13 protein-coding genes and 1 other RNA gene are annotated in these 12,652 nt (G+C 33.6%); 12 read left to right on the top strand and 2 right to left on the bottom strand.

The window, feature by feature from the left end; genetic code table 11:
* Positions 1-9 precede the first annotated feature (9 nt).
* The 7 genes from dtd (at position 10) to AA076_RS08270 (ending at position 6,073) form a co-directional block, all read left to right on the top strand.
* Entirely contained in the window at positions 10-462 is a 453-nt protein-coding gene (gene dtd / locus AA076_RS08295; RefSeq protein ID WP_000869983.1) for a D-aminoacyl-tRNA deacylase, read from the top strand.
* On the top strand, positions 459-1,334 hold the full coding sequence (locus tag AA076_RS08290; protein ID WP_000717800.1) for an N-acetylmuramoyl-L-alanine amidase family protein: 876 nt from the start codon (positions 459-461) through the stop codon (positions 1,332-1,334). Before dtd ends, AA076_RS08290 begins: the two co-directional genes overlap by 4 nt.
* Before the next feature lie 460 nt (positions 1,335-1,794).
* Positions 1,795-3,057, top strand: a complete 1,263-nt coding sequence (gene hisS, locus AA076_RS08285; RefSeq protein WP_000590826.1) for a histidine--tRNA ligase — start codon at positions 1,795-1,797, stop codon at positions 3,055-3,057.
* 15 nt (positions 3,058-3,072) lie between these two features.
* Entirely contained in the window at positions 3,073-4,839 is a 1,767-nt protein-coding gene (gene aspS / locus AA076_RS08280) for an aspartate--tRNA ligase (protein ID WP_000044800.1), read from the top strand.
* Positions 4,840-4,916: 77 nt separating this feature from the next.
* A non-coding RNA gene (gene ssrS, locus AA076_RS15065) (6S RNA) lies at positions 4,917-5,107 on the top strand.
* Between the two features lie 64 nt (positions 5,108-5,171).
* A complete protein-coding gene (locus tag AA076_RS15060) occupies positions 5,172-5,300 on the top strand; it encodes a hypothetical protein (protein WP_001790559.1) in 129 nt (42 codons plus the stop codon).
* Complete coding sequence (locus AA076_RS08270) at positions 5,300-6,073, top strand: tRNA threonylcarbamoyladenosine dehydratase (protein ID WP_000682646.1); 774 nt, start codon at positions 5,300-5,302, stop codon at positions 6,071-6,073. Before AA076_RS15060 ends, AA076_RS08270 begins: the two co-directional genes overlap by 1 nt.
* A gap of 160 nt (positions 6,074-6,233) precedes the next feature.
* On the opposite strand, the gene AA076_RS08265 is transcribed toward AA076_RS08270, so the two are convergent.
* Positions 6,234-7,508 carry a replication-associated recombination protein A gene (locus AA076_RS08265; protein ID WP_000102735.1) on the bottom strand — a complete coding sequence of 425 codons (1,275 nt, stop codon included), beginning with the start codon at positions 7,506-7,508 and terminating at the stop codon, positions 6,234-6,236.
* A gap of 84 nt (positions 7,509-7,592) precedes the next feature.
* Here AA076_RS08265 and cymR point away from each other — a divergent pair, with 84 nt between their 5' ends.
* The 3 genes from cymR to AA076_RS15055 all read left to right on the top strand — a co-directional run bounded on the left by cymR (position 7,593) and on the right by AA076_RS15055 (position 8,483).
* Positions 7,593-8,015 carry a cysteine metabolism transcriptional regulator CymR gene (gene cymR / locus AA076_RS08260; RefSeq protein WP_000704122.1) on the top strand — a complete coding sequence of 141 codons (423 nt, stop codon included), beginning with the start codon at positions 7,593-7,595 and terminating at the stop codon, positions 8,013-8,015.
* 99 nt (positions 8,016-8,114) lie between these two features.
* Positions 8,115-8,297, top strand: a complete 183-nt coding sequence (locus AA076_RS08255; RefSeq protein WP_000752909.1) for a CsbD family protein — start codon at positions 8,115-8,117, stop codon at positions 8,295-8,297.
* 39 nt (positions 8,298-8,336) lie between these two features.
* Positions 8,337-8,483, top strand: coding sequence for an SAS049 family protein (locus AA076_RS15055; RefSeq protein WP_000009238.1), 147 nt, complete (start codon positions 8,337-8,339; stop codon positions 8,481-8,483).
* A gap of 236 nt (positions 8,484-8,719) precedes the next feature.
* On the opposite strand, the gene AA076_RS08245 is transcribed toward AA076_RS15055, so the two are convergent.
* Positions 8,720-9,733, bottom strand: coding sequence for an LLM class flavin-dependent oxidoreductase (locus AA076_RS08245; RefSeq protein WP_000985886.1), 1,014 nt, complete (start codon positions 9,731-9,733; stop codon positions 8,720-8,722).
* Positions 9,734-10,044: 311 nt separating this feature from the next.
* Here AA076_RS08245 and AA076_RS08240 point away from each other — a divergent pair, with 311 nt between their 5' ends.
* Positions 10,045-11,187: a cysteine desulfurase family protein gene (locus tag AA076_RS08240; protein ID WP_000409167.1), complete on the top strand. Its 1,143-nt coding sequence runs from the start codon at positions 10,045-10,047 to the stop codon at positions 11,185-11,187.
* A complete protein-coding gene (mnmA, locus tag AA076_RS08235; RefSeq protein ID WP_000066097.1) occupies positions 11,188-12,306 on the top strand; it encodes a tRNA 2-thiouridine(34) synthase MnmA in 1,119 nt (372 codons plus the stop codon).
* Positions 12,307-12,652 lie beyond the last annotated feature (346 nt).

Raw genomic sequence — 12,652 nt, 5'->3', positions numbered from 1 at the left:
GTGCAAAATATGAAAGTAGTTGTACAAAGAGTTAAAGAAGCATCGGTGACGAATGATACATTAAATAATCAAATCAAAAAAGGATATTGTTTATTAGTCGGTATCGGTCAGAACTCTACAGAGCAAGATGCAGATGTAATTGCAAAGAAAATTGCTAATGCAAGATTATTTGAAGATGACAATAATAAATTAAACTTTAATATCCAACAAATGAATGGTGAAATACTATCAGTTTCACAATTTACTCTCTATGCAGATGTAAAAAAAGGTAACCGTCCAGGTTTCTCAAATTCTAAAAATCCTGATCAAGCGGTAAAAATTTATGAGTATTTTAATGATGCGCTACGAGCGTATGGTCTTACTGTGAAAACAGGTGAATTTGGAACACACATGAATGTTAGCATAAATAATGATGGTCCAGTCACTATTATTTATGAAAGTCAGGACGGCAAAATTCAATGAAAAAAATAGAGGCATGGTTATCTAAAAAGGGTCTTAAAAATAAACGTACTCTAATAGTAGTGATTGCCTTTGTCTTATTTATCATCTTTTTATTTTTATTGCTGAATAGCAATAGTGAAGATAGTGGGAACATCACGATAACTGAAAATGCTGAATTACGTACAGGTCCAAACGCTGCGTATCCAGTCATATATAAAGTTGAAAAAGGTGACCATTTTAAAAAGATTGGTAAAGTAGGTAAATGGATTGAAGTTGAAGATACATCCAGTAATGAAAAAGGTTGGATAGCTGGATGGCACACAAATTTAGATATTGTCGCGGATAATACGAAGGAGAAAAATCCTTTGCAAGGTAAAACAATAGTGCTTGATCCTGGTCATGGAGGTAGTGACCAGGGTGCTTCAAGCAATACTAAATATAAAAGTTTAGAAAAAGATTATACGTTGAAAACAGCAAAAGAATTGCAGCGTACTTTAGAAAAAGAAGGCGCAACTGTTAAGATGACAAGAACAGACGATACATATGTTTCACTAGAAAATCGTGATATCAAAGGCGATGCCTATTTGAGTATACATAATGATGCGTTAGAATCATCTAATGCAAATGGAATGACAGTTTATTGGTATCATGATAATCAAAGAGCTTTAGCAGATACGTTAGACGCTACGATTCAGAAGAAAGGTCTACTTTCTAATCGCGGTTCAAGACAAGAAAATTATCAAGTGTTAAGACAAACAAAAGTTCCTGCTGTTTTATTAGAATTAGGTTATATTAGTAACCCAACTGATGAAACGATGATTAAAGATCAATTACATAGACAAATTTTAGAACAAGCAATTGTTGATGGCCTTAAAATTTATTTTTCTGCGTAGGGCTTGCAAAAATATGTGAAAGTAGTTATCATTGATATTGAATTTTATAACTAAAACCGTTAGTATTCTTGAAATGGTAAATGAAATAGGTAGCAATCTAACTAAGATTGTGTAGGAATATAATCCATAGACTGAAAGATTATGCTGAGTAGTTTATATACATTGAACACAAGAAGAGGTGCTTTATGAAAAGTAAAGCCGTTAAACGTACGTTAAACGTTTTGAGTGGGTTTATTAAATGCACGCTTATAAAAAGTAATGATGATTACAATTAGGCATGTTTTTTAAACCAATGAGGGTGGCAACACGGATATTCGTCCCTTGTGCAGTTTCAGGCTGTGCAAGGGCTTTTTCTTTTGCTTTTAAGATTATGATTTATCGTGCAAAGTTAAGTGGTCGTATATAGTTTTAGTTTTAAAAAGGTAATTAAATAAAATAGTTTGCCGAGGGAGATGTCAAAATGATTAAAATACCTAGAGGGACGCAGGATATTTTACCTGAAGATTCAAAGAAATGGCGTTACATTGAAAATCAATTAGATGAATTAATGACATTTTATAATTATAAAGAAATAAGAACACCAATTTTTGAAAGTACAGATCTTTTTGCAAGAGGTGTTGGTGATTCAACCGATGTCGTACAAAAAGAAATGTATACATTTAAAGATAAAGGCGATAGAAGTATTACATTAAGACCTGAGGGAACAGCTGCAGTTGTGCGTTCATATATTGAACATAAAATGCAAGGTAATCCAAACCAACCAATTAAACTTTATTACAATGGACCGATGTTTAGATATGAACGTAAGCAAAAAGGACGCTATCGTCAATTTAATCAATTTGGTGTAGAAGCTATTGGTGCTGAAAATCCTAGCGTAGATGCAGAAGTATTAGCTATGGTTATGCATATTTATCAATCATTTGGATTAAAACATTTAAAGCTTGTTATTAATAGTGTAGGGGATATGGCGTCTCGAAAAGAATATAACGAAGCGTTAGTGAAACACTTTGAACCAGTAATTCATGAATTTTGTTCAGATTGTCAATCACGTTTGCATACAAATCCGATGCGAATTTTGGATTGTAAAGTAGACCGTGATAAAGAAGCGATTAAGACTGCACCTAGAATCACTGATTTCTTAAATGAGGAATCTAAGGCATATTATGAACAAGTAAAAGCTTATTTAGATGATTTAGGTATTCCATATATTGAAGATCCTAACTTAGTTCGTGGATTGGATTATTATACACATACAGCATTTGAATTAATGATGGATAACCCTAACTATGATGGTGCCATTACAACGCTTTGTGGTGGTGGCCGTTATAATGGTTTATTAGAATTGCTAGATGGTCCAAGTGAAACAGGTATTGGTTTTGCGCTAAGTATAGAACGATTATTGCTTGCACTTGAAGAAGAAGGTATCGAATTAGATATTGAAGAAAACTTAGATTTATTCATTGTTACAATGGGTGATCAAGCAGATCGATATGCTGTGAAGCTATTAAATCATTTGAGACATAATGGTATTAAAGCAGATAAAGACTATTTACAGCGTAAAATTAAAGGACAAATGAAACAAGCAGACCGTTTAGGTGCCAAGTTTACAATCGTTATTGGTGATCAAGAATTAGAAAATAATAAAATCGATGTTAAAAATATGACAACTGGTGAATCTGAAACAATTGAATTAGACGCATTAGTCGAATATTTTAAGAAGTAGAGAGGGCGTTAAAATATGAGTAAGAGAACAACTTATTGTGGATTAGTTACTGAGGCATTTTTAGGACAAGAAATTACATTAAAAGGATGGGTTAACAATCGTCGTGACCTTGGTGGATTGATTTTCGTTGATTTAAGAGATAGAGAAGGAATTGTACAAGTCGTGTTTAATCCTGCATTTTCAGAAGAGGCATTGAAAATTGCTGAAACAGTACGTTCTGAATATGTTGTAGAAGTTCAAGGTACAGTTACGAAGCGTGACCCTGAAACAGTTAATCCTAAAATTAAAACTGGCCAAGTTGAAGTACAAGTTACAAATATTAAAGTGATTAATAAATCTGAGACACCACCATTTTCTATAAATGAAGAAAATGTTAACGTTGATGAAAATATTCGATTAAAATACCGTTATTTAGATTTACGTCGTCAAGAGTTAGCGCAAACATTTAAAATGAGACATCAAATTACACGTTCTATTCGTCAATATTTGGATGATGAAGGGTTCTTTGACATCGAAACACCAGTACTAACGAAGTCAACACCTGAGGGTGCACGTGACTATTTAGTACCATCTCGTGTTCATGATGGTGAATTTTATGCATTACCACAATCACCACAATTATTTAAGCAATTATTGATGATTAGTGGATTTGACAAATACTACCAAATCGTAAAATGCTTCCGTGACGAAGATTTACGTGCAGATCGTCAACCTGAATTTACACAAGTCGATATTGAAATGAGTTTTGTAGACCAAGAAGATGTGATGCAAATGGGTGAAGAAATGCTTAAAAAAGTTGTTAAAGAAGTTAAAGGCGTTGAAATTAATGGCGCTTTCCCACGCATGACATATAAAGAAGCGATGCGTCGCTATGGTTCTGATAAACCAGATACACGTTTTGAAATGGAATTAATTGACGTTTCTCAATTAGGACGTGATATGGACTTTAAAGTATTTAAAGATACTGTTGAAAATGATGGTGAAATTAAAGCAATTGTCGCTAAAGGTGCAGCTGAACAATATACTCGTAAAGATATGGATGCTTTAACAGAATTTGTAAACATCTATGGTGCTAAAGGATTAGCGTGGGTTAAAGTTGTGGAAGATGGTTTGACAGGTCCAATTGGACGTTTCTTTGAAACAGAAAATGTTGAAACATTACTTACATTAACTGGTGCTGAAGCTGGTGACTTAGTAATGTTTGTTGCAGACAAACCAAATGTCGTTGCACAAAGTTTAGGTGCATTACGTGTCAAATTAGCTAAAGAATTAGGTTTAATCGATGAAACAAAATTAAACTTCTTATGGGTGACAGATTGGCCATTATTAGAATATGATGAAGATGCGAAACGTTACGTTGCAGCACATCATCCATTTACATCTCCAAAAGAAGCTGATATTGCTAAGCTTGGCACTGCGCCAGAAGAAGCTGAGGCAAATGCTTATGACATAGTATTAAATGGTTATGAATTAGGTGGCGGTTCAATCAGAATTCATGATGGTGAGTTACAAGAAAAAATGTTCGAAGTTCTTGGATTTACTAAAGAACAAGCACAAGAACAGTTCGGCTTCTTACTAGATGCATTTAAATATGGTGCACCACCACATGGCGGTATTGCATTAGGATTAGACCGATTAGTCATGTTATTGACTAATAGAACAAACTTGAGAGATACAATCGCATTCCCTAAAACAGCATCTGCTACATGTTTATTAACGAATGCGCCTAGTGAAGTTTCTGATAAACAATTAGAAGAACTTTCTTTGCGAATTCGTCACTAAATTTTAAAAAATCAATAAACTTTGGTTTGTTATAATTTCATTAATTTTAATTATGTGGTAATATAACATCATAAGATAGTCATCTGAGTTGTTCGTAAGTTTGCTTTTTAATTTGGGCCTAACACTCTTTGATCAAGGGAGCCCAATGGGTTTTCTTGCAGCGTACACGCCTTATATGAAGGACGTACAAAACAAGAAACAGGGCACCCACCTGTATATAACAGGCCGAATGATCAAGCTATTATAACTACGGCAATACGGACTCTATCGATACGCAAGACTTTGTCTTGCGTATTTTTATGCGTTTCTTTAAGTTTTTAATAAAGAATTAGTTGGGTTTTATAGCGTTTAATAAATGTTTCCTCGTTGAATTTTGGGAAAATAATCAAAGTGATAATGCTAAATATAAAATTTTAAGTTACTATGTACTTATGTATAAATCAGTGAAAGAGGTAAAATAATGAAACATCAATTTTCAAGAAATGAACTAGCGATTGGACAACAAGGTTTAGATTTATTGAAGCAACAAACTGTTGTCATACTTGGCGTTGGAGGTGTTGGTTCATTTGCTGCTGAAGCATTAGCAAGAACGAATATTGGTCATATTATATTAATAGATAAAGATGATGTTGATATTACAAATGTAAACAGACAATTACACGCTTTAACTACAACGGTAGGACAAAGTAAAGTTTCTTTGATGGAAGAACGTATTAAATTAATTAATCCAGATTGTAAAGTCACGCCCTTACATATGTTTTATACAGAAGAGACATATGAAGAAATTTTCGATAACTACGATATAGATTATTTTGTAGATGCAAGTGATACAATAATGTACAAAGTACACTTAATGAAAGAGTGTCTTGACCGAGGGATTAAAGTGATTTCCAGTATGGGTGCTGCAAATAAAACAGATCCAACACGTTTTACAATTTCAGATATCTCTAAAACACATACCGATCCAATGGCCAAAATTATTCGTCAAAAATTGAAAAAACTAGGAATTCGTAAAGGGATTCCAGTTGTATTTTCAGATGAAAGTCCAATTGTCATAAGAGAAGATGTAAAAGATATAGTTGGAGATAAAAATGCTATCAATCGAAAAGGACAAATGCCACCTTCTTCAAATGCCTTTGTGCCAAGTGTTGTTGGATTAATTTGTGCAAGTTATGTGGTGAATGACGTATTAAAAGATATTCCAGTTCGTCGCATTAAAGACAAAGGGCAATAATTCATTTTGAAAGGGATAATTTTCAACGTAAGGCAAGTGTAACCACACCATAAAACTAAAACTGACTAGTTCGCAAGCATAGTAGAATATGCCTCGTGTACTAGTCAGTTTTGATTTGATTATAGCTAAAATATCAAAGGTAATCGATTTAATCTTATTTTTACGGCCTTTGTTTAAGTAAGTTGTTATATATTTCTTTGAGTTGTTGTTCACTTTTAGATGTCGTTTTTGGTTCGTAATAAATTTTGTTTTTTAGTTTATCAGGTAAATATTGCTGTGAAACATAGCCATTAACATATTGGTGTGGATATTTGTAACCAATAGATCGGCCTAGATCTTTAGCACCTTGATAATGTCCATCTTTTAAATGGTTTGGAATTTGGCCCACATGACCGTTTCTAATATCGGACAATGCACTATCAATGGCACTCATTGCTGAATTTGACTTAGGTGATAAGCATAGTTCGATTACTGCTTGGCTTAGTGGAATTCTAGCTTCTGGTAAACCTAGACGTTCTGCTGATTCAATAGCAGCAAGTGTTCTCTGACCAGCATTAGGTGAGGCTAAGCCTATATCCTCATAGCTAATTACAAGTAATCGTCGAACTATTGTAGGTAAATCTCCAGCTTCAATTAATCGTGCTAAATAATGTAAAGCGGCATTGACGTCGCTACCACGGATAGATTTTTGGAAAGCGCTCATAACATCGTAATGCATGTCACCATCCTTGTCACTTACAAATGCACCTTTTTGTAAACAGTCTTTAGCATCTTGCAATGTAACATGTCGATAACCGTCTTTGTCATTATCTGCGCTTAATACAGCTAATTCCAATGCATTTAACGCACTACGAACATCACCTTGGCTTTGTGTAGAAAAGTAGGTCATGGCATCTTCATCAATTTTGGGTTGATATGTTTTCAAACCATTCTCATCATCTTCTATTGCACGAGTTAACGCTTGGCGCACATCTTCGTCATTTAAAGGATATAACTCGAAAATTTGCGCTCTTGAACGAATCGCTGGATTGATAGCATGATAAGGATTTGAAGTTGTAGCACCGATCAAGACGATTTTGCCATTTTCTAAATGAGGTAATAAAAAGTCTTGTTTAGCTTTATCTAGTCGATGTATTTCATCTAATAACAAGATAACTTGACCAGACATTTTAGCTTCTTCAACAACAAGTTGCATATCTTTTTTAGTGTTAGTTACAGCATTCAATTGTCTGAATTTATATTGCGTACTGCCCGAAATTGCTTTGGCAATACTTGTTTTGCCTATACCAGGTGGACCATAAAAAATCATTGAAGTTAATTTTTTTGTATCAACCATTCTTCTGATAATGCCTCTTGGTCCAACTAAATGTTGTTGGGAAATGATTTCATCTATATTTTTTGGGCGCATTCTCGATGCTAATGGTTCTGTACTCACATTTGTCACACCTTTCTTATACTATCTTAACTCAAAAAATGCTAAAATGGGAATATCAATATTCGAATTAAGTGAGGTTATACAATGAAAATTTCTACTAAAGGGAGATATGGACTTACATTGATGATTTCTCTTGCTAAAAAAGAGGGGCAAGGATGTATATCATTAAAGTCAATTGCTGAAGAAAATAATTTGAGTGATTTATATTTAGAACAGCTTGTAGGTCCTTTAAGAAATGCGGGGTTAATTCGAAGTGTACGCGGTGCTAAAGGTGGATACCAATTAAGAGTGCCAGCGGAAGAAATCTCAGCAGGGGATATTATAAGACTGTTAGAAGGTCCAATTACATTTGTTGAAAGTATTGAATCAGAACCACCTGCGCAAAAACAACTATGGATTCGCATGAGAGATGCAGTGAGAGATGTTTTAGATAATACAACATTGAAATATTTAGCGGAATATGTAGATACAAGTGAAGATTTAGACGGATACATGTTTTATATTTAATCGTATAAATACTATACTATAACATAAAAACTTCATATTATAATGTTTAGCGAACCTCCTTAGTGGTATATAAATATATACATCCAAGGAGGTTTCACTATGGCAGACGAAAGTAAGTTCGATCAATTTAAAGGAAATGTTAAAGAAACAGTAGGTAACGTTACTGATAACAAAGAATTAGAAAAAGAAGGTCAGCAAGATAAAGCGACTGGTAAAGCAAAAGAAGTTGTTGAAAATGCTAAAAACAAAATAACTGATGCAATTGATAAACTTAAAAAATAAGTTCAATTAAACTAATCAAATATAAGAGGAGCGATTAATATGAGTTTTATGGATAAAGCTAAAGACGCAGTAGAAAAATTTAAAAATAGCGATAATGAACAAGTTAAAAATGTAAAAGATAAGATAAATGAATATACAGGATCGAATAACGAAGAGAAAAAAGAAAATGAAGATAAAGAGAAATAAATTTCTTTAAATTTTGGATATGCTTTTCAATATTTTGAAAGCGCCCCATCAAATAAACACTTACACAGTGTAAAGTTGAAGGGGCGCTTTCATATTTGCATTAGAATTTTAAGTGAATTTGAATCATTACTAAAATAAATGATTGAACAATAAAGACATCTTTCATTCAAAATGCTGTTACTGTATATTTTTATTAATATTATGGATACATACTTTCACTTAGTTTATTTATCACATTATAAAGTGTTTTTTTCATTTATCTGATTTATAACATTCTTGAACCGACGATAAGAGTCTAATTGCATATCTTTATCATAAATATAACTTATTGCCATAATTTCGTTGACTTCACCATAAGTTTCCATAAAATCTTGAATTTTTTGTTGAACAGTATTTTCTGAACCTATTAATGATATTTTCTGTCTTTCCATAGCCATCGCGTATTCTCTCGGCGTTAATATATTTTGTAGTTCATGTGTTGGCGGTTGAACGGGCTGCATTCTGCCACGAGTGATACTAACCATTACTTGTGCCATAGATGAAGCTAAATATTGTGCTTCGTCATCATTTTCAGCAACGATTGTATTTAAACATACAATAACATAAGGTTCGTCTAATACATCAGAAGGTTCAAATAACGTTTTGTAAATTTCGATAGCTTCTTTCATTTGTTGAGGTGCAAAATGTCCAGCGAACACATATGGAAGCCCTTTGCGAGCAGCTAAATGTGCAGAATCTGTTGAAGAACCAAGAATGTATAAAGGCACATTTTTACCTACTGCTGGATAAGCACGAACATATGCTTGTTGGTGAGCAGGGCCGAAATATTGTTGTAATAATGAAACCTCTTCTGGAAATTTATAAACACCATCATGTTGATCTCGTCTTAATGCACTTGCGGTCATCATATCTGTTCCAGGTGCACGTCCTAATCCTAAATCGACACGATTTGGAAATAATGTTGCCATCGTGCCAAATTGTTCCGCAACGATTAATGGAGCATGATTAGGTAACATGATGCCTCCAGAACCTACACGTATGTGTTTCGTATGTTCTAACGTATGTTGAATTAATAAAGCAGTTGCTGAACTTACTAGGTTGGGAGCGTTATGGTGTTCAGCAATCCAATATCTTTCATATGATAATTCGTCTAAATGTTGTGCGAGATTAACCATATCATTAATTGCTGTTTGTTCATCTTCACCTTCTCGAATAGGGACAAGGTTTAATGCTGAATATTTAATCGCCATTTTTATATCGTCCTTCCTTTTTTATGATATAAGAAGTATACCAATCGAATAACCAGATAAATATTAAATTGCTCATAACCAAAATAATAGTACGTTACATTTTACAAATAAAAAAATATCTGCAAATACTAAAATTTATAAAAAAGACAAGAATAAAGCGATAAACTTAAAAAAGCCTATCGAAAAGCATGTGTAGAAAATGGTAAAATATAATTAAAAACATTATAAATAAAGTTAAACAGAAAAGTAGAAAAATAGTATGTAAGGTGCTATTATTGGAACATTGATAAAATTGTGAGGAGTGTCCAAACATGGAAATTTATGCAGATTATGCTGCGACCACACCAGTAAAACCTGAAGTAGTAGATGCGATGATGACGATTTACAATTCGCATTATGGTAATCCATCATCAATACATGCTAAGGGAAGAGATGCGCGTAAATATTTAGATGAGTCAAGACGTCAAATTGCACAATTACTTGGTGCAGATACACATGAAATTATATTTACGAGTGGCGCAACAGAATCGAATAATACGGCAATTAAAGGCATAGTAAAAGCAAATGAACAATTGGGTAATCACATTATCACATCGAAGATTGAACATCATTCTGTGTTACATGTTTTTGAACAATTAGAGCGAGAAGGTTTTGATGTAACATATCTAGATGTTGATGATACAGGTGCTATTGATTTAGATCAACTTGAAGAAACAATTACAGATAAGACGATTTTAGTATCTATTATGTTTGTAAATAATGAAGTTGGCACAGTGCAACAAATTTATGATATTCAAGATATTATTGCTGAGACAAATGCATATTTCCATGTTGATGCGGTTCAAGCAATTGGACATCTTGATGTTAAGTTTGACGAATTTGAGATCGACGCAATGAGTATTACTGCTCATAAGTTTGGCGGACCAAAAGGTGTCGGTGCATTACTAGTTAAAGACCATGTTACACTAGATTATCCTCAACTTGGCGGTGAACAAGAATTGAAACGCCGTGCAGGCACTGAAAATCTTGCGCAAATTGTTGGGATGGCTAAAGCATTACAATTAGCAGAAAAGAATCGAGACGATAACAATATTCATTTAATGAATTTAAAAGAACAATTTTTAGTTAAATTACAAGAAAGAGCGATTCCATTTGAATTAAATGGTTCAATGACGGATGCTACAGGCCATATTGTAAATCTATATTTTCCGTTTGTTGAAGTTGAAACGATGTTAACATTGTTGGATATGGCACAAATCTATGTGTCGTCTGGATCTGCATGTACAGCAGGCTCTACACAACCGTCGCATGTTTTAGATGCAATGTTCGAAGATGAGGAGCGATCAAATCATTCGATTCGATTTAGTTTTAACGAATTGACTACTGAAAATGAAATTAATGCAATTGTAGCTGAAATTCATAAAATATATTTTAAATTTAAGGAGGAGTCATAATTGTCAAATAAAGATATACGTGTTGTCGTTGGTATGTCAGGCGGTGTAGATAGTTCTGTAACAGCCCACGTCTTAAAAGAACAAGGTTATGATGTCATTGGCATATTTATGAAAAACTGGGATGACACTGACGAAAATGGCGTATGTACTGCAACTGAAGATTACAACGATGTTATTGAAGTGTGTAATCAAATTGGCATTCCGTATTACGCTGTTAATTTTGAAAAAGAATATTGGGATAAAGTCTTTACGTATTTCTTAGATGAATACAAAAAAGGTCGTACTCCAAATCCAGACGTTATGTGTAATAAAGAAATTAAGTTTAAAGCCTTTTTAGATCATGCGATGAATTTAGGTGCAGATTATGTAGCAACAGGACATTACGCACGCATACATCGTCATGAAGATGGTCATGTTGAAATGTTACGTGGTGTAGATAATAATAAAGATCAAACATACTTCTTGAATCAATTATCTCAACAACAACTTTCAAAAGTGATGTTCCCAATTGGCGACATCGAAAAGAGTGAAGTGCGTCGAATTGCTGAAGAACAAGGACTTGTTACTGCTAAGAAAAAAGATTCTACAGGCATTTGTTTTATCGGCGAAAAAAACTTTAAAACATTTTTATCACAATATTTACCTGCACAACCGGGTGATATGATAACACTTGATGGTAAGAAAATGGGTAAACATAGTGGTTTGATGTATTACACAATAGGACAAAGACATGGATTAGGTATAGGTGGAGATGGCGATCCTTGGTTTGTTGTCGGTAAAAACCTAAAAGATAATGTTTTATATGTAGAACAAGGATTCCATCACGATGCATTATACAGTGATTACTTAATTGCTTCAGACTATTCATTTGTAAATCCAGAAGATAATGACTTAGATCAAGGTTTTGAATGTACAGCTAAATTTAGATATCGCCAAAAAGATACGAAAGTTTTTGTGAAACGTGAAAACGACCATGCACTACGTGTTACTTTTGCTGAGCCAGTAAGAGCAATCACACCTGGACAAGCAGTTGTTTTTTATCAAGGTGATGTGTGTCTTGGTGGTGCAACAATTGACGATGTGTTCAAAAATGAAGGTCAATTAAATTATGTTGTATAAACAATGGCAACAATAAATTACTTATTTGAAGTTTCAACGTTGAAAATGACGAAAGACAGTTTTTGATGAGAATAATTCATGAGGATAGAGTCTGGGACATCACAATGTCCTAGGCTCTACAATGTTATATTGGCGGGACCACAACATAGAGAATTTCGTAAAGAAATTCTACAGGCAATGCCAGTTGGGGATAACGAATTTAATTTTGTTAAAATATCATTTCTGTCCCACTCCCTATGCATGAATCTAATTATGTATTCTTATTTTTAAGTACATAATAGTGGTGGCTAATGTGGAAGAACCATTACATAATAAACCGTTAATGGTTCTTAAGCATTTCTATTCC

Origin of the sequence: Staphylococcus aureus (genome assembly GCF_001027105.1) — a bacterium.
GTDB lineage: Bacteria > Bacillota > Bacilli > Staphylococcales > Staphylococcaceae > Staphylococcus > Staphylococcus aureus.
This window is presented reverse-complemented; position numbering and strand designations above follow the sequence as displayed.